The organism is Pseudazoarcus sp. NS34 (genome assembly GCF_059703725.1).
In genome coordinates this window covers 629,194-647,617 of the sequence record NZ_BAAKIZ010000002.1, presented here as the reverse complement: position 1 = coordinate 647,617, position 18,424 = coordinate 629,194, and the positions used below count along the sequence as shown (strand labels likewise).

17 protein-coding genes are annotated in these 18,424 nt (G+C 62.1%); 5 read left to right on the top strand and 12 right to left on the bottom strand.

What is annotated here, in order from left to right; translation table 11 throughout:
* Positions 1-22 precede the first annotated feature (22 nt).
* The 7 genes from msrB to gcl form a co-directional block, all read right to left on the bottom strand.
* Entirely contained in the window at positions 23-505 is a 483-nt protein-coding gene (msrB, locus tag AC6H0N_RS09595) for a peptide-methionine (R)-S-oxide reductase MsrB (protein ID WP_497573870.1), read from the bottom strand.
* A gap of 16 nt (positions 506-521) precedes the next feature.
* Positions 522-1,148, bottom strand: coding sequence for a peptide-methionine (S)-S-oxide reductase MsrA (msrA, locus tag AC6H0N_RS09590; RefSeq protein WP_497573869.1), 627 nt, complete (start codon positions 1,146-1,148; stop codon positions 522-524).
* A 286-nt stretch (positions 1,149-1,434) separates the two neighbouring features.
* Positions 1,435-2,295: an HDOD domain-containing protein gene (locus AC6H0N_RS09585; RefSeq protein WP_497573868.1), complete on the bottom strand. Its 861-nt coding sequence runs from the start codon at positions 2,293-2,295 to the stop codon at positions 1,435-1,437.
* 42 nt (positions 2,296-2,337) lie between these two features.
* Positions 2,338-2,751 (bottom strand): GlcG/HbpS family heme-binding protein, encoded by a 414-nt coding sequence (locus AC6H0N_RS09580; RefSeq protein ID WP_497573867.1) that lies wholly within the window; start codon positions 2,749-2,751, stop codon positions 2,338-2,340.
* A gap of 21 nt (positions 2,752-2,772) precedes the next feature.
* Positions 2,773-4,032, bottom strand: coding sequence for a glycerate kinase type-2 family protein (locus AC6H0N_RS09575; RefSeq protein WP_497573866.1), 1,260 nt, complete (start codon positions 4,030-4,032; stop codon positions 2,773-2,775).
* 111 nt (positions 4,033-4,143) lie between these two features.
* Positions 4,144-4,923 (bottom strand): hydroxypyruvate isomerase, encoded by a 780-nt coding sequence (gene hyi / locus AC6H0N_RS09570; protein WP_497573865.1) that lies wholly within the window; start codon positions 4,921-4,923, stop codon positions 4,144-4,146.
* Positions 4,924-5,048: 125 nt separating this feature from the next.
* A complete protein-coding gene (gene gcl, locus AC6H0N_RS09565) occupies positions 5,049-6,821 on the bottom strand; it encodes a glyoxylate carboligase (protein WP_497573864.1) in 1,773 nt (590 codons plus the stop codon).
* Between the two features lie 129 nt (positions 6,822-6,950).
* Between gcl and AC6H0N_RS09560 the strand changes: the two genes are divergently transcribed.
* Both AC6H0N_RS09560 and AC6H0N_RS09555 read left to right on the top strand, forming a co-directional pair.
* Positions 6,951-7,871, top strand: a complete 921-nt coding sequence (locus AC6H0N_RS09560; protein ID WP_497573863.1) for a LysR family transcriptional regulator — start codon at positions 6,951-6,953, stop codon at positions 7,869-7,871.
* Complete coding sequence (locus tag AC6H0N_RS09555; RefSeq protein ID WP_497573862.1) at positions 7,868-8,071, top strand: hypothetical protein; 204 nt, start codon at positions 7,868-7,870, stop codon at positions 8,069-8,071. The genes AC6H0N_RS09560 and AC6H0N_RS09555 overlap by 4 nt, the downstream gene beginning before the upstream one ends.
* Here the strand turns inward: AC6H0N_RS09555 and AC6H0N_RS09550 are convergent, their stop codons facing one another.
* The gene (locus AC6H0N_RS09550; protein WP_497573861.1) at positions 8,072-8,539 is read right to left on the bottom strand and encodes a tellurite resistance TerB family protein; all 468 of its coding nucleotides are present in this window, start codon (positions 8,537-8,539) and stop codon (positions 8,072-8,074) included. It lies immediately after the preceding gene.
* Between the two features lie 38 nt (positions 8,540-8,577).
* Between AC6H0N_RS09550 and AC6H0N_RS09545 the strand changes: the two genes are divergently transcribed.
* Both AC6H0N_RS09545 and AC6H0N_RS09540 read left to right on the top strand, forming a co-directional pair.
* The gene (locus tag AC6H0N_RS09545; RefSeq protein WP_497573860.1) at positions 8,578-9,462 is read left to right on the top strand and encodes a DMT family transporter; all 885 of its coding nucleotides are present in this window, start codon (positions 8,578-8,580) and stop codon (positions 9,460-9,462) included.
* Positions 9,459-10,388: a bile acid:sodium symporter family protein gene (locus tag AC6H0N_RS09540; protein ID WP_497573859.1), complete on the top strand. Its 930-nt coding sequence runs from the start codon at positions 9,459-9,461 to the stop codon at positions 10,386-10,388. Before AC6H0N_RS09545 ends, AC6H0N_RS09540 begins: the two co-directional genes overlap by 4 nt.
* Positions 10,389-10,718: 330 nt before the next feature.
* Here AC6H0N_RS09540 and AC6H0N_RS09535 read toward each other — a convergent pair whose 3' ends face one another.
* Positions 10,719-11,660 (bottom strand): competence protein CoiA family protein, encoded by a 942-nt coding sequence (locus AC6H0N_RS09535; protein WP_497573858.1) that lies wholly within the window; start codon positions 11,658-11,660, stop codon positions 10,719-10,721.
* A 25-nt stretch (positions 11,661-11,685) separates the two neighbouring features.
* On the opposite strand from AC6H0N_RS09535, the gene AC6H0N_RS09530 reads away from it, so the two are divergent.
* The gene (locus AC6H0N_RS09530; RefSeq protein ID WP_497573857.1) at positions 11,686-12,774 is read left to right on the top strand and encodes a hypothetical protein; all 1,089 of its coding nucleotides are present in this window, start codon (positions 11,686-11,688) and stop codon (positions 12,772-12,774) included.
* A gap of 79 nt (positions 12,775-12,853) precedes the next feature.
* Here the strand turns inward: AC6H0N_RS09530 and gapS1 are convergent, their stop codons facing one another.
* The 3 genes from gapS1 to AC6H0N_RS09515 are packed head-to-tail and all read right to left on the bottom strand — an operon-like array spanning position 12,854 to position 18,422.
* On the bottom strand, positions 12,854-14,374 hold the full coding sequence (gene gapS1 / locus AC6H0N_RS09525) for a GapS1 family protein (protein WP_497573856.1): 1,521 nt from the start codon (positions 14,372-14,374) through the stop codon (positions 12,854-12,856).
* 32 nt (positions 14,375-14,406) lie between these two features.
* Complete coding sequence (locus AC6H0N_RS09520; protein ID WP_497573855.1) at positions 14,407-15,102, bottom strand: M48 family metallopeptidase; 696 nt, start codon at positions 15,100-15,102, stop codon at positions 14,407-14,409.
* A complete protein-coding gene (locus AC6H0N_RS09515) occupies positions 15,099-18,422 on the bottom strand; it encodes a type I restriction endonuclease subunit R (RefSeq protein ID WP_497573854.1) in 3,324 nt (1,107 codons plus the stop codon). The genes AC6H0N_RS09520 and AC6H0N_RS09515 overlap by 4 nt, the downstream gene beginning before the upstream one ends.
* Positions 18,423-18,424 lie beyond the last annotated feature (2 nt).

Genomic DNA, 18,424 nt, shown 5'->3' with positions numbered 1-18,424 from the left:
GCGTAGTTCATTCAGCGTTCCCTCAGGCCTCGTCCGGCACGAAGCGCAGCGCCACTCCGTTGTTGCACCAGCGCTGGCCCGTCGGCTTGGGGCCGTCGTTGAAGACGTGGCCGTGGTGACCGCCGCAGCGCGCGCAGTGGTATTCCGTGCGCGGGAAAATAAGCTTGAAGTCGCGACTGGTGCCGAACGCCCCCGGAAGGTGGGTGTAGAAGCTCGGCCAGCCGGTGCCGGATTCGTACTTCATTTCCGACGTGAACAGCGCCAGGCCGCAGCCGACACATTCGTAAATGCCTTTGCGCTTCTCGCCGTTGAGCGGGCTGGTGTGCGGGCGTTCGGTGGCCTCGCGGCGCAGTATGGCGAACTGTTCGGACGTGAGCAGCTTCTTCCATTCCTCTTCGCTGCGCACCAGCTTCTCGATGGCGGGCGTTTCGCTCTGGGGTGCCGCGGCGAACACGGGGGTGGCGGCCAATGTGGCCAGACTGCCTAGAAAAGTGCGTCGTTGCATGGTCGGTTCCTCCGGATCAGGGCTTGCTGCTGCCCCAGAGTTGATACAGGCGCTTGTCGCGGCCGCAGGACGAGCGATAGAAGTTGTAGCGCACCGGATTCTTCACGTAGTAGTCCTGGTGATACTCCTCGGCCGGGTAGAAGGTGCTGGCGGCCACGATCGGGGTGTTGATGTCCTGTTTGAACGTCTTGGTCTTTTCCAGCTCGGCCTTCGAGCGCTCGGCCACTTCGCGCTGAGCTTCGTCGTGATAGAACAGCGTCGGTCGATAGTGCGCGCCGCGATCGCAGAACTGGCCCTTCACGTCGGTGGGATCGATGTTCTTCCAGAAGACCTCCACCAATTGCTCGAAGCTGATCTTGTTCGGGTCGTAGACGACCTGCATCGCCTCGGTGTGACCGGTGCGCCCGCTGGAAACCAGGCTGTAGGTCGGGTTCGGAGTGCGCCCATCGGTGTAGCCCGAGGTCGTCGAGATGACTCCGTCGAGCTTGTCGTAGGGCGGTTCCATGCACCAGAAGCAGCCGCCGGCAAAGGTGGCGACAGCGTGGCCGTCACTGCGGGGCTCTTCGGCATGCAGGCTCAGCGCGGTGAGCGCAGTGACCGCGCCGAGCAGGGCGCGGGTCAGATGTGAAGCCGTTCGGGACATGATGAACTCCTCGGAATGTAGGGGCTTGGAGCGCGCCTGCCGGCGCGAGTTCGCGGCGACCAGCGCGCCGATGTGAGGCTTGGTCGTGCGACGGCGGCAGTACTTACAGCCAGCGGCCGTACATTGTTCGATGGAGCAGGGAAGGGATGGTTGTGCACGCGGCGTGAATGCGCGCGGCGTGCAAGCACAGGTGCCGGCAGCAGCTTGAAGTTGCGCCTGATCGGCGTGCGGCGAAGATCGCGTGGAACGGGTTACGGAGTCGCGCCGGAGCCCGCGCGACGACGCATCACCCGCACAGTGATGAGATGAGCTGGCGCCGGCCGTTCTGCACCGAGTCCACCATTTCCTGCAACTCCGATGCGTCGATGTTGCTGGCGGCCATGGCGTCTGAGAGGTTGGGTGCGTTCTGGCCGAGCAGATTCTCGAAGGGGTTGGGCGATTCGGTAAGGATGCGCGCGAGTTTGAGTGTCTCGGTGAGGTTGCGCGGCGGCCACGCCTTGATCTCGGGCGAGGTGTCGCGGTAGGCGTCGAGAATGCTCTCGGGCAGGCCGAATACCTCGAGGATGACGCGCCCGACCGGGGCGTTCCAGGTGCTGACGAACTGGGCGAAGCGATCCATGTCCTGTTCAAGCGCTGGATATTCGGCGGCGCGCGAAAGCAGGAAGAACTGGCCGATGTCGACCATCATGCCGGCGAACATCGCGGCGTCCGCGTTGGCCGAGCGCGTTTCGCGCGCGATGACATTGGCCCAGCAGGCGATGTCGACGGTGTGCATCCACAAGCCGGTGGCGATGAGCTTGAGCGTGTGGGAGCGGAAATCCTGCGCGACCTGCTCGGCCGCCACGGCGAAGGCCAGACTGCGCAGCGAATCGAGGCCGATGCGGCGGACGGCATCACCGACGTTGGTGACCGGAGCGCCATACGGGTTCATCTGCACCGCATTGGCCAAGCGCACGGCCTTGGCCGACAGCACCGGCTCGGCGCGGGCGATGGCGGCAATGTCGTCGAGCGAGGAATCCGGGTCGTCGGCGACGGTCTTGATGCGCAGCGACAGGTCGAGCACGGTAGGGAAGTTCAGACGGCCTTCGACCATCTCTTTCTCAATGCGCTCGCCAAAGGCCTTGAGCTGCTGGTCGAAGTCCGTCATGTGTTGCTCCGTTGGCGGCCCGCAGACCGCGCGCCGAAATGCCTAGAGGGTGCAGCTTGCACCGATTGCGGCGATGCCGGCACGCGCAACCTGCGCGTCTTCGTGCGGTTTGACACCGGACACACCGACTGCGCCGAGAATCTCGCCATCAACGACGATCAGCTCGCCGCCTTCGATGCATTGCACCGGCAGATGCAGACCGGCCAGCCGGCCGCCGTTGACCATGTCTTCGAGCGCCTTGCTGGGGCGACGCGCCAGCACGCTGGCACGCGCCTTCTCGGGCGCGACTTCGACGCTCATCAACTGGGCGCCATCGAGGCGCTGCAGCCACATCAGGTGGCCCCCTTCGTCACACACGGCGATGACGACTTTCCAGCCGTTGTTCAGCGCTTCGGCTTCAGCGGCTGCGGCAATCTTGCGGGCGTCGTCGAGGGTCATGACCTGGCGTGTGCGCATCGAGGGGCTCCTTGGGTGGTTTTACGGCAGCAGAATGGCGCGGAAGTCGTTGACGTTGGTGAGCGTCGGGCCGGTGATGACGGAGTCGCCGATCTTCTCGAAGAAGCCGTGACCGTCGTTTTCGGCCAGCGCGTCGCGCGGACGGATGCCGGCGGCCCAGGCGCGGTCGAGCGTGTCCGGCGTGATGACGGCGCCGGCGATTTCTTCGAGTCCGTCTACGCCGTCGGTGTCACCGGCCAGCGCCCACACGCCTTCCTTGCCGTTGAGCTCGATGGCGAGCGACAGCAGGAATTCGACGTTGCGACCGCCACGGCCTTCGCCCTTGACGGTGACGGTGGTCTCGCCGCCGGAGAGCAGCACGCAGGGGCGCGGGAAGGGGTGGCCGCGCGTGGCAATCTGGTGCGTGATGCCGGCGAAGACCTTGCCGACGTCCTTGGCCTCGCCTTCGATCGTGTCGCCCAGCATGACCGGCGTAACGCCGGCAGCGCGGGCCACTTCGGCAGCGGCTTCGAGCGCCATCTGCGGCGTGGCGATCAGATGCGTTTCCAGACCGGCCAGACGCGCGTCTTGCGGTTTGACGCTCTCACCGTCGTCGGATTCGAGGAAAGCGCGCGCGGCCGTCGGCAGTTCGATGCCGTAGCGGCGCAGGATGTCGAGCGCGTCCTGGCGGGTCGTCGGGTCCGGCACGGTCGGGCCGGAGGCGATGTCCATCGGGTTGTCGCCCGGCACGTCGGAAATCAGCAGGTTCACGACGCGCGCCGGGTGGCAGGCTGCCGCAAGGCGGCCGCCCTTGATGCGTGAGAGGTGGCGGCGCACGCAGTTCATCTCGGAGATGTTGGCGCCCGAGCGCAGCAGCGCGCGGTTGATGCCCTGCTTGTCTTCGAGCGTGATGCCTTCGCCCGGCAGCGGCAGCAGCGCCGAGCCGCCGCCCGAAATCAGGCAGATCACGAGGTCGTCTTCGGTCAGGCCCTGCACGGTGGCGAGAATGCGCTCCGCGGCGTCGAGCCCGGCCTGATCTGGCACCGGGTGGGCCGCTTCGAGGATTTCGATGCGCTCGCACGGCACGGCGTAGCCGTAGCGGGTGACGACCACGCCGCTCAGTTCGCCAGGCCAGTGCTTCTCGAGTGCGCGCGCCATTTCAGCCGAGGCCTTGCCGGCACCGATAACGATGGTGCGGCCCTTGGGCGGCGTCGGCATGAAGCGCGGAATGCAGTGTTCCGGCTGGGCGGCGAGGACGGCGGCGTCGAACATCTGGCGCAGCAATTCACGGGGAGCGGGCATGTCGCTAATTCCTGGATACGTTAGACGTGCGACACGCGCCGGCCTTGGGGCGCGGCGCGTGTCGGGATTGTTGCACGGCATCATCGGCGCGTGTGCGCCGACGTGTCGCTATTACTTGGTGAGCGCTTCGCGCCAGCCCAGACCAGCCGAGGTGTTGCCGGCAGGCTTGTACTCGCAGCCGATCCAGCCGTCGTAGCCGGCGCCGTCGAGGTACTTGAACATGAACGCGTAGTTGATCTCGCCCGTGCCCGGCTCGTTGCGGCCCGGGTTGTCGGCGAGCTGCACGTGGGCGATGCGCGCCTGATTGGCTTTGAACGTGTTGGCCAGTTCGCCTTCCATGCGCTGGGCATGGTAGATGTCGTACTGGATGAACAGGTTGTCGGAGCCGACTTCGTCGAGGATCGCTGCGGCCTGAGCGGTGTAGTTCAGGAAGAAGCCCGGGATGTCGAAGGTGTTGATCGGCTCGATCAGCAGCGGAATGCCTGCGGCCTTCAGCTTCTCGGCGGCGTACTTGAGGTTGGCCACGAAGGTGGCGTGAGCCTGTTCCTTCGTCACACCTGCCGGGACCTTGCCGGCCAGGCAGTTGATCTGCTTGGTGCCGAGGGCCTTGCCGTATTCGATGGCTTGATCGACGCCCTTCTTGAATTCTTCAACGCGCGACGGATCGACAGCGATACCGCGCTCGCCCGCAGCCCAGTCACCGGCCGGCAGGTTGTGCAGCACCTGGGTCAGACCGAATTCATTCAGCTTGGCAGCCAGATCAGCGGCCGGGTAGGCGTACGGGAAGAGGTACTCGACGCCCGTGAAACCGTCGTCGGCAGCGGCCTTGAAGCGATCCATGAAATCGACTTCGTTGTAGAGCATGGTGAGGTTGGCGGCGAATTTCGGCATTGCGGTTCTCCGTAAGCTTGTTCGTTGCAGGAAAGTCAAAAGGATGGAGCACCGTTGTTACGCGGAGTCCATCCTCTTGTCGCCCTTGCGGGCGAAGCGCCCCGCCGAAGCGGGGCGCAGGGGCGTTACGCGTTGGCGGTCGGCGCGTCTTCGGCCTTCTCGGCAACCGGCTCGAACTCATTGACGGCGTCGATTTCGAGGCCCATCGGGATGTTCGTCACGCGCTCGAGGATGACCTCGATGACGACCGGCACCTGGAACTCGGTCATCCACTTGCGGGCCTGTTCGACGGCCGGTCCGAATTCCTTCGGCTCACGCACACGGATGGCCTTGGCGCCCAGACCTTCGACGACGGCAACGTGATCAACACCGTAACCGGCAAGTTCCGGCGCGTTGATGTTGTCGAAGGACAGCTGCACGCAGAAGTCCATCTCGAAACCACGCTGCGCCTGACGGATCAGGCCGAGGTAGGAGTTGTTCACCAGCACGTGGATGTACGGCAGCTTGAACTGCGCGCCGACGGCCAGTTCTTCGATCAGGAACTGGAAGTCGTAGTCGCCGGAGATGGCGACGACTTCACGGCTGGCGTCGGCAGCAACCACGCCGAGAGCGGCCGGAATGGTCCAGCCCAGCGGGCCCGCCTGACCGCAGTTGATCCAGTGACGCGGCTTGTACACGTGCAGGTGCTGGGCAGCGGCGATCTGCGACAGACCGATGGTGGTCACGTAGCAGGTGTTCTTGCCGAAGGCCTTGTTCATTTCTTCGTAGACGCGCTGCGGCTTCATCGGCACTTCGTCGAAGTGCGTCTTGCGTTGCATGGCAACGTCCAGCTTGCGGTCGAGGCACTCTTTGGCCCAGGCGGCACGATCTTTCAGCTTGCCAGCGGCCTTCATTTCCTTGGCGACGGCGATGAACTGCTGCAGCGCGGTCTTGGCGCACGACGGGATGCCGAGATCCGGACCGAACACGCGGCCGATCTGGGTCGGCTCGACGTCAACGTGGATGAACTTGCGGCCTTTGGTGAAGACCGGGATCGAGCCCGTGTGACGGTTGGCCCAGCGGTTGCCGATACCGAACACGAAGTCCGAAGCCAGCATCGAGGCGTTGCCGTAGCGGTGCGAGGTCTGCAGACCGACCATGCCGGCCATCAGCTTGTGGTCGTCGGGGATCGTGCCCCAGCCCATCAACGTCGGCACGACCGGAATGCCGGTCAGCTCGGCGAACTCGACCAGCAGATCGGAGGCGTCGGCGTTGATCACGCCACCACCGGAAACGATCAGCGGGCGCTCGGATTCGTTGAGCATCGCCAGGGCCTTCTCGGCTTGCGTGCGCGTGCATGCAGGCTTGTAGACCGGCAGCGGCTCGTAGCTGTCGATGTCGAATTCGATTTCGGCCATCTGCACGTCGATCGGCAGATCGATCAGCACCGGACCCGGGCGGCCCGAACGCATGACGTGGAAAGCTTGCTGGAACACACGCGGCACCAGCGCGGCTTCACGCACGGTGACGGCCCACTTGGTGACCGGCTTGGCGATGGACTCGATGTCCACGGCCTGGAAGTCTTCCTTGTACAGACGGGCCAGCGGAGCCTGACCGGTGATGCACAGGATCGGCAGCGAGTCGGCGGAAGCCGAGTACAGGCCGGTGATCATGTCGGTGCCGGCGGGGCCCGACGTGCCGATGCACACGCCGATGTTGCCCGGGTTGGCGCGGGTGTAACCCTCGGCCATGTGCGAAGCGGCTTCGACGTGACGGCCGAGGATGTGGCGGATGCTGCCATCCTTGCGCATGGCGGAGTAGAACGGGTTGATTGCTGCGCCGGGAATACCGAACGCGGTGTCGATGCCTTCCTTGCGCAAAACGGCAATAGCGGCATCTACGGCTCTCATGCGGGCCATGACGAACTCCTTGAATGGAAATGTAGGAAAAACGGCGGAAATTTCGCGTAATTGGCGGCAAGCATAAGGGCTTGGGGTACGCCCCGCAACTGCCGCATAATTCAAGACTGTCGATATCAGGAGTATCGAGTGGATCGCTATACCGAGTTCCGGAGCTTCGTTCTGGTCGCCGAGAAGGGAACCTTCGCTGCCGCGTCGATGATTGAAGGGGTGACTCCAGTGGTCATGGGGCGTCGGCTGGATGCGCTGGAACGTCGGCTGGGCGTGAAGCTGATGCACCGCTCCACGCGCGGTTTGTCGCTGACCGACCTCGGCGAGCAGTTTCTGGAGCGGGCGCGCACCCTGCTGCGCGAGTTCGATGAAGCCGAGGCGAGCATTACGGCTGATCGCAAGACCGTGCGGGGTCACCTTGTGGTGTCGGCGCCGGCGGCCTTCGGGCGACGCCATGTCGCGCCGCATGCGCCGGCTTTTCGCGCGCTGCACCCGGATCTCAAGCTGTCATTCAACTTGACCGACAGCGTGGTCGATCTGGTGCGCGAAGGCTACGACATGGCGATCCGCATCGGCGAAGTGACGGACCCCAACTATGTGGCGATGCGCCTGTTCCCGAACCGCCGCGTAATCTGCGCGACGCCGGAGTACTTTGCGCGCCATGGCGAGCCGAAAGCGGTAGAAGACCTGACGCATCACAATTGTCTTGCCTTCAACCTGCAGGGCGGCCAGCAACGTGGCTGGACCTTTCTGCGTGACGGCAAGCTGGTGGCGGTAAAGGTCTCGGGCGATCTCGACTGCAACGACGGCGAACTGCTGTTCAACTGGGTCAAGCAAGGGCTTGGCGTGGGCTGGCGTTCGATGTGGGAGATCCAGGCCGAACTCAAGCGCGGGGAGCTGGTGACGGTGCTCGACGAGTACGCCATGCCGAACTACGACATCCAGGCCGTGTATCCGCAGCAACGCTATCTGCCCGCCAAGGTGCGCCTGTTCATCGACCACCTGCGCGAGATCTACAACGCGCCCGGCTATTGGGAAGGGGAGGCGAGCCTGCCGTGAGGCTGTCACGCATCGTGCGTCCCCGTCATCCGCTGTTCTGGTTGCTGGTGGCCCTGCAGGGGCTGTCCACGGTCTTCCTGCACGTGCTCGTGCAGCGTGATCCGGTGGTGCTGCTGGCCTTCGTGCTGAGCGCGCTGGTGATCATCAACGCGACCGCAAGTGCGCTGATCATCTGGCGTTTGCTGCGTGAACCGGACTGATCAGGCTTGTCCGGCGGCCTGCCGAGCACGCGCCTTGGCGGCCACGTAGTCACCGTGCGAGATGTAGAGCAAGTCCGATATCTTGCGCATCAGGTGGTTCTCGTGAGCGCACAGCTTGCCGTCGGCCAGCGCCACCTGCCACATGTATTCAATGATGCGGATGCGACGCGACATGTCGCAGCGGCGGTTGATCTCGGAGGTGAAACGGTGGAAATCGTAGGCCTCTTCGGCGGTCGTGGTGGCCAGTTCCAGCAGTCGTGCGACTTCGTCCTCGGCCAGACCGAACTTCTCGCGCAGCGCGTCGATGGCGATGTTGCGCTCGGCCTCGCCGATGTCGGTGTCGGCGCGCATCACTTCCACCAGCAACACCGCGGTGGCAAGCTGCAGGCTGTGTTCGCCCGTGCTGCTGGGCAGATTCATGCCGGGGTTGAGGGCATTGTCGAACAGGTCTTTCAGGGTTTTGAGCATGTTGGTTTTGAATTGCAGGTATTGCGGATGAATTTGAAATGAGCGGTCAGCGTCCCATGTGGCCGGCAGCCCTGGCGCTGATCGCGCTGTCCTTGATCTGGGGCTACAACTGGGTCGTGATGAAGCAGGTCCTGGTGTTTGCCGACCCGGTGGACTTTACCGCGCTGCGCGTACTGTTCGGCACGCTGTGCCTGTTCGTTGTGATGGCTCTGATGGGCAAATCGTTCCGCCTGGCCGCGCCGGGGCCGACCATTTTGCTCGGTGTGCTGCAGTGTGGGGCGTTCAGTACCTTGATCCAGCTCGCGCTGGTGCAGGGCGGAGCGGGCAAGACAGCGGTGCTGGTATATGTCATGCCGTTCTGGCTGTTGCCGCTGGCCTGGCTGCTACTCGGCGAGCGCATCCGTGAGCTGCAGTGGGCGGCCATCGCGATCGGAGCGGCGGGGTTGATGCTTGTGCTGGAGCCTTGGAACTTCGAGGCCTCCATCCTGAGCAGCGGCATTGCCCTGTTGGCCAGTCTGGTGTGGGCGGGCGCAGCGGTGTATGCCAAGCGTCTGCGCAACCGTCTGCAGCTCGACCTGCTGTCCCTCACCGCCTGGCAGATGCTGTTCGGCTCCATCGTGGTGTGTGCTGCGGCCTGGATGCTGCCTTCACGCGAGATCGAGCCCAGTCTGTATTTTTTCGGGGCGCTGGCCTACAACGCCGTGCTTGCGACTGCTCTTGCGTGGCTGTTGTGGCTGTTTGTGCTCGACCGCCTGCCGGCCGGCGTCGCGGGGCTGGCGTCGCTTGCCGTTCCGGCCATCGGCGTGCTGGCGGCCTGGCTTGAGCTGGGCGAGCGCCCGAGTCTGGCTGAGGCTGCGGGCATGCTGCTGATCGCTTTGGCGCTTGGGGCGCTGATGTGGGTCGCCGGGCGGAGGCGGGGATGAGTAGCGTGGCCGGCCTGTTCGCACGGCTGTTTCCGCTGTGGGCGGTGCTGGCTTCCGCCTTTGCCTGGGTACGCCCGGAGGCTTTGGCAGGGCTGGGCGGATGGATCGTGCCCTTGCTTATGCTGATCATGTTCGGCATGGGCATGACGCTCACGCCCGATGATTTCCGCCGCGTGCTGCGCCGGCCGCTGGCAATTGCCATCGGCGTCGGGCTGCAGTTCATCATCATGCCGCTGGCGGCGCTGCTCGTCGGACGTTTGCTGGGCTTGCCCGAGGCCTTGCTGATCGGGCTGGTGGTGGTCGGGTGCAGCCCTGGCGGCACGGCCTCGAACGTGATCGCCTATCTCGCCCGCGCGGATGTCGCGCTGTCGATCAGCCTCACTTTCGTGACCACCTTTCTTGCGGTGCTGCTGACCCCGATGCTGATCTGGCTGTATCTGGGCGAGAGCGTGCCGGTGCCGGTATCCAGCATGCTGCGCAGCCTGATCGAGATCGTCTTTTTGCCGGTTGCGGTCGGCGTGGCGCTGAATACGCTGGTTGGCCGCTTCATCGCGCCAGCCAAGGAATTGTTCCCGTTGTTGTCGGTTGGCGCAATCGTGCTCGTGATCGCCATCATCGTTGCCCTCAACCATGCGCGCATCGCCGACAGTGGTGCGCTGGCGGCGCTGGCGGTGGTATTGCACAACCTGGTCGGGCTGGGGCTGGGTTACGTCTGTGCGCGCCTGCTGCGGTTGCCCGCGATCACTGCGCGCACCATCGCAATCGAAGTCGGCATGCAGAATTCGGGCCTCGGCGTGGCGCTGGCGCTGCAGTATTTCTCTGCACTTTCTGCGCTGCCGGGCGCGCTCTTCAGCATCTGGCACAACCTGTCGGGGTCGCTGTTGGCATGGTGGTGGCGCCAACGCGTGCCGCGCACTCCGGACTGATGGGCTATACCGCCAGATAAACCGTGCAGATACGAAAAAGCCGCCGGTTCCAGGAACCGGCGGCCAATCGAATTCTGGTGGTGATGGGCGGAATCGAACCCGCGGTTCACCAGACGGCTTCAAAGCCCAGTTTCTGCAGGGGTTCCAGGAACCCGAGGTGGTGGTTGAACGTGAATGTGACCCACCTTTGTGACCCACCTGTAGGCGCAGTATAGCGCTGCCTAGATAAGGTGTTTGTCTGGTCCACCGATTGATGAGCGGCTGGAAGGCCGGCCTGCATCATGGAAGGTGCAGCTCGGGTGTCCGTTTGTGCTCCGGCCTAAGTTCGGGCTATCTGCGCGACTCATGATTTTCGATGGTTGAAATGAGTCGATCCGTCTCCGCTTTTGGGAACAGCCAGTTGCGGTAGCTCGGCTGCCACTTGCCATCGAGTCTCTTCGCCCAGCTCTTTATGACCTCGTTGAAGTTGATGTCGTATGGCGCCCACAGCGTCGTGCCAAAGGGATATCGCCGAATTAGCACGGATCGTCCGTCTATGCGGTATCTCTCTCTCGGGGCTGGTGCTGTGCGCGGAGATGCTGGGGTTGGTAACGGCTGCGCCAATGCGCTCTCACGAGCGAGTTGCAGCGCTTCAGCCTCCAATCTTTCGCGCTCGGGGAAGACCAGCCATTGTTTGTTTGAAACGTCACCGACGATTGCCGCCTCAAGCGTTTCCCAGTCCCAGGCTTCTCGATGCCATGCGCTCAGATCAATTTCGATGGCAGGTAGGTTGAACGCTTTCAATTTGAGCAGCTTGTCGAAGTCCACGAAGTGCGTGACAGCGACTTCGATCAGAAATGCTCTGCCATCGCTGTAGCCGACCACGTCTGGCTGCATGTGCTCCGGGTGGCCTGGAACGTCCAGTCGGACTTCAACTTGCAGGTTGTCGAGGGCGATCCATTGGGCGTCTTGGCGCGCATTGCCCTCCCCGTAGCGGCCATCGGTGTGGCGATACGTCCTGCGTATCTCCATGCGCGGAATCTGAAGACCTCCAGCGCGTTCGAGCACGGTTTTCGCTGCGTGGTGCAGGGCGCTTTCCGCGCCGTGCTCGCAGTCGGTTCCGGGTGCGTGTGCAAAATGCCAGACCCGAACATCGCCCTGCTTTGCGATTAGGGGAAGGTGGCACGATGGGCATGTGCAATCGCAAGCTAGGCCGCGCTCGACTTCCGTGACGGACGCGATAGATCCGTTCTTGGCAATCCCAAATGATTGAAGCAGACTCTTCGACTCCATGACGTAACTCCTAAGATAGATGACGATGACAGGTCGAATTTCTGCGCATCCTAAGCAAGTCGAACACCCGGAAAAGGGGGTTGAAATGGGGTTGGGCCGTACCCCGGATGCGGCTGAAGCAGGCCGTGTCTTTGCGGAGTTGGCGTCTGGGTGGCGTGAAGCCAATCGCCTTGATGTGCTGTGCTTGCGAGCGCTGATTTCGCTGTCGCTGCAGCAGCCGGAGCGTGCAGGTGAGGGCTTCGATGCCTGGGAGGTCGCTGCAGAGGTCGGGAACCTCACTGGCCGAAATTGGGGCGCAGGTGATACCCGAGAGGGGGTTGCTGGCAAGGTCCGCGACAACTGGAAGCGGCTCACCGAAGAGGTGTGGCCGGTCAAGTTGGAGGGCGTTCGACAAGCATTCTCAAGCCGTTCCCTGAGTTGCGTGCCGGTTCTAGAGCGGGTGGTGGGCGGTGGTCAAGGGAACCCGACCAGGTACATGATTCTCTTCACAGCATCGCGGGGGGATGACGTATGCCGCAATGCGCAGACCGCCGAGCGTTCGTCGGAACCGAAGCTTCACAACGAGCAGCAGGGGGTTGCTGTTCGCTACATATGCGAGGACGTAACCGACGCGAACTGGCTGGCTAACCTCTTCGGCCGTGGATTTACGTTAGAAGGAGTGCGGGTCGTCGCGCTCAGAGCAATCTTGATCGCCGGTATCTTGGCGGTAACGCTGATGGCCCTACTCGTTCCACTGTCGATGATTGGTGCGAAATCGATGCAGCCGGTCTTTTATGCTGCTCTGACGGCGGCTCTGTGCGCTTACGCGTTCTGGGCAAATCTTGGATGCATTTTCGTGTTGCGCGAGCGCAGGGTGGCGCTTGCGCCCTGGTGGATGCAGTCCATGGACGATGACCGCCTGCTTGAGTGGAGAGGCCCGCCGAGGTATCCGGTGAAGTCGATCAAGGCGGTTCGATACACCGCTAGTTGCCCCTTGTGCGGTGGAAAGGTGGTCGTTCGGTCGGGTGGCTTCCGCCGATTGTGGGCTTTAGTAGGCCGTTGCGAAGAGGCGCCCGACGCTCACGTTTTTTCGTTTGATCACGTGTTGCGTTTGGGCGAACGAAAGATTCCGTAGTTGTGCAGTCGTCGAAGATTTTGGACGAAGCCGTCAGATAAAGTCACGACTTCATTTATCCAAAGACGTTGGAGTCAATTCAGTCAAATATCACAGGCCCTCCTATTGCCTTTTCGAGCCGATGGGCGCTTTGGTCGAGCGCTTCACTCACGACTTTTGAGACTAACGTCGGCGCATTTTTGCGGTCGAGATGCTGTTCGAAGTAGTAACAAGCCGTCCTTGGATCTGAATCCAGAGTTACGCACTCTTCAAGAAAAGCTGGAACATCCAGAAAGTTGTTCTGGGTGCACGAAGAAAATCTCTCAAAGTCTTCGACCGATAACACATAGATGTTTTTTAAGGGTAGCGCCCTCGCTGATAATTCGTCTGGAGGTGCGAGCGTGCCCGTAGGGTACATGCGTTCGAGAAGGGTAGCTCTACCCGCGCTTAGTTCCCTGTTCGTCACGATGAGAAGGTAGTCAGTATGGGCGTTACGCACGTTGTCAGGCGTGCTCTCGCCTTTGCGCATTCCTGTCGAAACGGCCCATCCCTGATGGATCGCATCGCGTAACGCCCCCGTCATGTTGGAAAATGTTTCGGCATGGCTAACCGACATCACAGAGTGATCAAACATCCCTGCTTTCGACTCGATAAGCAGATTCACATCGCGGAATGAGAGAAGCCCGTCTGTCACTTTTGATTCTCTGGGAAGCCAGGAGGCGATCGTTTTCTCATCATAGAAATCTGCTTCAATCTTTGCGGCCTCCGAAACTACGTGGCGCTCAAATATTTTGCTAAATAAATCCATATAGCGCTGACCGTACTCACTTAATATCGTATGAACGTAGTCTTCTGTCCCTCTGTAAAACACATGCTCATCCCAGCATTCCAAAGTTTTTCCCGTGCGCAGGAATGGGTACCGTTTCAAGAGAGGAAATTGGTTGATCTCCGATGCATATTTTTGTTTCGAAGCAGGTAACGACCGACAGAAGGTTTTTAGCTCTTCTATGGATCTTGAGAAAGAGCTGACGTAGTTTTCGATAGTCCCCTTCGAGTATGTTTTTTCCAGCGGAGCGAACCAATCCTGTCGAAAAAGTTTTTTTCCAGATCGAAGAGCGCAGTGAGTTGCGAGTGTGAGGTCAATGTAGTCTGTAAGGCGAAACCCTGTGGATTCCTTGAACATAACTCGAAGCGGGTGGTCGCGCTGAAGCTGGAGGAGTATTGAAGCTTCGCGGGCAAATCCAGCCGTTAGTCTTCGTTGAAATGCGGCCTGAGGGTTAAGTATTTGCCTGATAAATAATTGAATATGTTCGTGTTCGATCCTGCTGGTGTCCAGCTTCTCCGGGATAGACCAAATTTCCTGACGGATTTCGTCAAAGGTTTTTCGGTCGATATCGGGGGCGGTCTCGCTTGCATGAGGGTCTTGGCAGACCCATTTGACGAGAAGCATGATTTGCCAAGGCGCGCGGCGGAGGTAATCGATTTTGCTGGCGGCTGGATCATGCAACTCCGCCATGGCATGTCTAACGATAGATGTTGGATTGTAGCGACGGGTGCGATTTCGGATGGTTTTAAAGACCGTGTAGAAATCTGTTGGTTGGGTTCCGTAGTAGCTTGACAATTTTTTGTGTGAGGCTTGCTAGAGGCGAGGTGTCAGTACGAGTCTGTATTTCGGCCAAAGGCGAGTAGGCTGTTTATCTTGCATTGAAAATCCGGGAGAGTGCGGGCCAATCGCTTCCAGAACGCTGGCGTGTGATGCGCTTCATGCAGATGCACCAGCTCATGCACCGCCACATACTCGGCAATCGGTCGGGGCAGCAGGATGGTCTTCCAGTGGAAATACACCCGGTTTCCCTTGCCGCATGATCCCCAGCGGTAGCCAAGTTCCTGCACGCGCACCTCGGCGGGTGACACCTCCATGCGCTCGGCGTGTTCGCGCACCTTTGCGGTGAGCCAGTCGCGGCCGCGCTCGGTGTACCAGCGGATAAAGGTTTCGCGGGCGTTGGGTAGGACGTCTTTGCGTAGGCAGAAGCGCCCGGCGATGAGCTTGAGCGGTTCGTCTTGGCCCTCGACGATCTTCAGCCGGTAGCTGCGCCCGAGGTACAGAAAGCCCTCGCCGTTTACGAATTCCTTGCGCGGCACCACGCGCTGCATTTCGGCTTTCTCGGCGAGCTTCTTGTAGATCCAGAACTGTTTTTCACGCACGAAGGCGGTCAGGCGATCTGATTCGACTCCGGTGGGCGCGATCACGAGCAGGCTGCCGTCGCGATCCACGGTGATCTGCATGCTCTTGCGGCGGCTGCTGTGCCGCACGGCAAGGGTGAGGTCATCGACGACCAGCGTGCTCATAGCCGCATCAAGCGCTCGTGATTGGCGCGGGCAAGTTCCAGCAGCTTGTCCACGGCGGCTTCGCCTTTCGCGGCGCCGAGCAGCTTGCTACCGAACAGTTCCTCGAAGAGCCGGCCCTGCAGCCGTTCCTGGTCGGAGATGCGGGCGGGCTTCCAGAAACCGGGAATCTTCGCTTCATCGAGGATGATCTCGACGATCTCGTGCGTGGTGTTCATCAGCCTCGTCTGCATCGCCTTATCGGGCGCGGCGTCCTTGCCCAGCACTTCCTCAGTGAGCAGGCGCAGGAAGGGCAGGCAGTGCTCCGGCATGTCGGGCAGCACTTCACCCTCGACCGCCTTGTTGGCCTGGCATTGCTCGATCAAGCCCTTGAGCGCTTCTTGCTGCGCGGCCCACTGACCGTCGAGCTTGTGCAGGATCTCTTCGAGTTTCTGGCTGAGCTTGGCGTACTTCACCGGGTCTTCGTCCATGTGCTTGCGCACATGTGAGCGGATGGCGTGTTCCATCTCGCTGGCCTTGGCTCGGTCACCCACCGCGCGTCCGACATGTTCATCGAAGCCCTCGTCGGACAGCTCGACCGGCGGAATTTTCGGGTTGATGCCGAGCGAGATCACGTACTCGTCGATCAGGCGCCGTACCTTCGCGCCCACGTCCTTGCCCAGCTCGGGCAGGTCTTTGTATCGGTTGCGGGCCAGTGCATGGATGTAGGCGAGCTGCTTCGAGTCGTTCACAAACTCCAGCCCCTCGGGGCGCGGCAGCACTTCATCCAGACACCGGGCAAATTCCTTGAGTTTCACCACGAACTCGGCCCGCACACGTTCTTCGGCGAGCACCTTCAGCGCTTCTTCGACTTCGCCCAGGCTCTCGACCCCGCGTGAGCGAAACACATCGACCACCCGCAGGTGGCGATCACGCAGCAGCGGGATCTCGTCCTTGAGACTGCGCAGCGCCCCTTCGATGTCTTCATCGGAGTAGGCGGCCAGTGCCTCCTTGAGGTGGTGAGCAACGCCGAAGTAATCGACCACGAAGCCGCGCTGCTTGCCAAAGCCAGTGCGATTGACCCGCGCCACTGCCTGCAGTAGCTCCGCCTCGCGGATCGGGCGGTCTAGGTACATCACACCCTCGATGGGCGCGTCAAAGCCCGTCAGCAGCATGGATTTGACGATGAGGAAGGCAAGCGGGTCGCGCTTGTTCGCGTCATCGTGCTGCAGCGGCTTCTTGAAGCGTTTGATGTGTGTATCGACCGCGGCCGAGTCGCTCCACTCTGCCCAAGTGCCGTCGTCGTTGTTCCCGCTGCTAATCACCACAGCAAACTCGATCTCGGCCAGCAGTTCGCGATAGCGCCATGCCTGCACCGCTGCCCGAATCTTGGGTGGGCGCAGGATCAGCGTGGTGTCGTCGAGCGCCTTGTCAGCGGGGGAGAGCGCATTCGCCCCAGCCAGCAGGCCATCGCGTGCTGCGTTGAATGCCTCGCAATACCGCACCGCCGCCCGCCGGCTGTAGGCCACCACCTGCGCCTTGAAGCCATTGGGCAGGATGTTGGTGACGTAGTGGCGCAGCATGTCGGCCGCTTTCTCCTCGATGAGCCGGGGCGCCTCGAAGATCTGGCCCTTGGTCGCGTACTTCTTCTTGATGAGTTCGAGTTCTTCCACGCTGCGCTCGCGGAACAGATCCTCGAACAGCTCATCAAGGTTGGCGCCGTCCTTCACTGCCCCCTTGGCCGTGCGGCCTTCGTACAGGATCGGCACGATGGCGCCGTCGTCCTCGGCTTCCTTGAGCGTGTAGCGGTCGATGTAGTCGCCGAAGATCTCGTGGGTGCGCTTCTTGTCACCCATGATGATCGGCGTGCCAGTGAAGCCAATGCGCGCCGCGTTGGGCAGAGCACGCAGCAGGTTCGCGTGCAGGTCGCCCGCCTGCGTGCGGTGCGCTTCGTCGATCATGATCAGAATGTCGGGGCTTTCGTTGAGCCGCTCGAAAGGCACGCTCGGGCGCGGTGGGCGTGGCAGCGCTTTGCCGCCTGCGGCGTCTTCGCTCTCGTTGTCCTCACCCTCGGGCGCATAGGCCGGGCTGCCGGGTTCGGCGTCGCGGTATTTCTGGATGGTGCCGAACACCAGTCCGGGGCCGGGGCGGGCGATCAGGTTCTTGAGCTTGCTGGTGTTGTTCGCCACATGCACCGTCTCCCCGGTCAGGTCTGCGGTGCCGGAGAGCTGGGTCTGCAGGTCGTTGCGGTCGGTGATGATCACCACCTTGAAGCGGCGCAGCTCGGGGTCGGTGCGTAGTTTGCGCACCAGAAACACCATGGTCAGGCTTTTGCCGCTGCCTTGCGTGTGCCAGATGATGCCGCCGCGTCGGTCGTGCTCCCCGTCGTCCTCGCGCGTCTTGCCGGTCTTGAGGCGATGCACCGCGTTGGTTACCGCACGGAACTGCTGATAGCGGCACACCAGTTTGATCGTCTGTCCGCCCACGTTCATGAACAGCGTGTAGTGGCGCACGATGTCGAGCAGGTTGCGTGGTGCCAGCATGCCCGCGACCAGGCGCTGCTGCGAGGACAGCGTTTGCACCCCGAGCGATGCGGCCACCTCGGCCTCGGTCTGCGGAGCGAGCGTCTTCCAGTTCAGGTAGTGCTCGAACCCCGCCCCGATGGTGCCCACCCGCGCATCGTCGAAGTTGGTCGCAATCAGAAACTGGTTGGTGTGAAACAGCGCAGGCACGCCCTCGTGCGCTTCGACTTCAAAATCGAGCATGCGCTGGTCGTGGTAGCGGCGCAGTTGGTCCACCGCGTCCTGCAGCCCATCGGGCACCGTGCGGCCCTTGCACTCGACCACCACCAGCGGGATGCCGTTCACGAACAGCACCAGATCGGGAATCACATGCTGCTTGTTCGCGCTCTCGTGCCCCGGCGGGCACTTGATCTTGAACTGGTTGATGACCGTGAAGGTGTTGTTCTCGGGCGTATCCCAGTCGATGAAGCGGATCGTCTGCCCACGCCCACCGTCCCAGTCCTGCAAACCATCTACCACCAGCCCCTTGAGCAGCAGCTCGGTGGCGCTCTGGTTGGCTTCCATAACTTTGGCGGCAGCAATGCGGGTGATTGCCGATACGGCCTGGTTGATGCGCGTCTCGTCCAGCCACGCAGCGCCGTCGCGCAGGTTGATGGGGGAGAGCCGTTCGCGCAGCAGCGGTTCCAGCACCACCTGTGCGAAGCGTTCGCGGTGCGTCACACCCGGATCGTCGAGCGACCCCTCGATGTACGTCCAGCCCAGCCCCTGAAGCTGCTCGATCAGCGGGCGTTCAACGTCGAGGTACTCGGGGCCGGTTGCCATCG

Excerpts from the sequence above, each read along its gene's own strand:
- msrB (WP_497573870.1), bottom strand. The coding sequence starts at position 505 with ATGCAACGACGCACTTTTCTAGGCAGTCTGGCCACATTGGCCGCCACC.
- msrA (WP_497573869.1), bottom strand. The coding sequence starts at position 1,148 with ATGTCCCGAACGGCTTCACATCTGACCCGCGCCCTGCTCGGCGCGGTC.
- AC6H0N_RS09585 (WP_497573868.1), bottom strand. The coding sequence starts at position 2,295 with ATGACGGACTTCGACCAGCAGCTCAAGGCCTTTGGCGAGCGCATTGAG.
- AC6H0N_RS09580 (WP_497573867.1), bottom strand. The coding sequence starts at position 2,751 with ATGCGCACACGCCAGGTCATGACCCTCGACGACGCCCGCAAGATTGCC.
- AC6H0N_RS09575 (WP_497573866.1), bottom strand. The coding sequence starts at position 4,032 with ATGCCCGCTCCCCGTGAATTGCTGCGCCAGATGTTCGACGCCGCCGTC.
- hyi (WP_497573865.1), bottom strand. The coding sequence starts at position 4,923 with ATGCCGAAATTCGCCGCCAACCTCACCATGCTCTACAACGAAGTCGAT.
- gcl (WP_497573864.1), bottom strand. The coding sequence starts at position 6,821 with ATGGCCCGCATGAGAGCCGTAGATGCCGCTATTGCCGTTTTGCGCAAG.
- AC6H0N_RS09550 (WP_497573861.1), bottom strand. The coding sequence starts at position 8,539 with ATGCTCAAAACCCTGAAAGACCTGTTCGACAATGCCCTCAACCCCGGC.
- AC6H0N_RS09545 (WP_497573860.1), top strand. The coding sequence starts at position 8,578 with ATGAGCGGTCAGCGTCCCATGTGGCCGGCAGCCCTGGCGCTGATCGCG.
- AC6H0N_RS09540 (WP_497573859.1), top strand. The coding sequence starts at position 9,459 with ATGAGTAGCGTGGCCGGCCTGTTCGCACGGCTGTTTCCGCTGTGGGCG.
- AC6H0N_RS09535 (WP_497573858.1), bottom strand. The coding sequence starts at position 11,660 with ATGGAGTCGAAGAGTCTGCTTCAATCATTTGGGATTGCCAAGAACGGA.
- AC6H0N_RS09530 (WP_497573857.1), top strand. The coding sequence starts at position 11,686 with ATGACAGGTCGAATTTCTGCGCATCCTAAGCAAGTCGAACACCCGGAA.
- AC6H0N_RS09520 (WP_497573855.1), bottom strand. The coding sequence starts at position 15,102 with ATGAGCACGCTGGTCGTCGATGACCTCACCCTTGCCGTGCGGCACAGC.
- AC6H0N_RS09515 (WP_497573854.1), bottom strand. The coding sequence starts at position 18,422 with ATGGCAACCGGCCCCGAGTACCTCGACGTTGAACGCCCGCTGATCGAG.